Raw genomic sequence first — 969 nt, 5'->3', positions numbered from 1 at the left:
GAATAAGTCCGATAGTTTTCAATGGCCGTTGATTAATAGGTTCAAGTGCTGCTATGATCTCATTAATTGTTACATGGTTAAAGTTGGACTGTTTGAGAAAAACCAACATAACCATCGATTAAAAGATTCATTAGCAACCTACATCTATAAATAGTATGATACCATGTCATTTATAGATGTAGTCGGCTATTGTGGCCCAAATTAATAAATACCACGTTGGCGCCAACTGAATTAACTATTAAAATTTCGGTGGTTAAAATCAGCAATAGTATAACTCTAACATTCACGATAAGTAACTACCAGCGACTGGATAAGTGTACCTTTTTAAGGAGGCCCAAAATTGATGTTACCATTATTGATCTTATTAGTTGAGTTTATTTTACTCATATATGTCATTAAGATTCAAAAAAAAATTATGAACTATACCAGATCAGGCGAGCTATATTTTTGGGGACTTTTTCTAAGAAAGAACGACTCCCGTCGCAAAATGAGGCAGCTCAAGAAAAAAGTTCTTCAAACGTATCGTAGAAGTTCCCTAAAAAACGAACTACTCTTCTGGTTAGAATTTACAGTTGCTAAATGTTGTTTTTATGGTTCACTCATATGGAGCTTTTACGTAATTGCTTTCGGAAATAGCAGAACCCCATTCTGGCCAGCCATTATAGGCTTTATAATGGCAATACCACCTGCAATAGCACTTCCCCAACAACTGTATGATTTTTGGAAACAACAACCTATTTGGCATGAGCACCCCATTGAAAAACAAGCTTTCCTACTACCAAACGAACAGGACCACAAAGATTTAGTTAGGTACCATTTGCAATCCTACTCCGCATTGTTCGTCATGGCAATTATAGGATTTCTAGTATAGGAATCTGAGCGTTAAAAAAGACAAGGTGAGAAACTAATTTTGGTTTCTCACCTTGTCTTTTTTTATCTAAATTTTTCTTTAATCTATACTTTATTATT

General features: G+C 34.8%; 1 protein-coding gene and 1 pseudogene. One reads left to right on the top strand and one right to left on the bottom strand.

Annotated elements, in window-relative coordinates; translation table 11 throughout:
• Window positions 1-135, bottom strand: a pseudogene (locus tag KGF70_RS17515) (IS30 family transposase); the annotation flags it as partial.
• A 208-nt stretch (window positions 136-343) separates the two neighbouring features.
• On the opposite strand from KGF70_RS17515, the gene KGF70_RS16930 reads away from it, so the two are divergent.
• Window positions 344-871, top strand: coding sequence for a hypothetical protein (locus KGF70_RS16930; protein WP_216749116.1), 528 nt, complete (start codon window positions 344-346; stop codon window positions 869-871).
• Window positions 872-969 lie beyond the last annotated feature (98 nt).

The sequence above is a fragment of the Lactiplantibacillus sp. 7.2.4 genome (assembly GCF_018991185.1).
Lineage (GTDB): Bacteria > Bacillota > Bacilli > Lactobacillales > Lactobacillaceae > Lactiplantibacillus > Lactiplantibacillus pentosus.
The sequence above is the reverse complement of the archived record's forward strand: the minus strand, read 5'-3'. Positions and strand labels throughout refer to the sequence as shown.

What these genes read in the sequence shown, in the direction of transcription:
- KGF70_RS16930 (WP_216749116.1), top strand. Translation starts at nt 344, where the DNA reads ATGTTACCATTATTGATCTTATTAGTTGAGTTTATTTTACTCATATAT.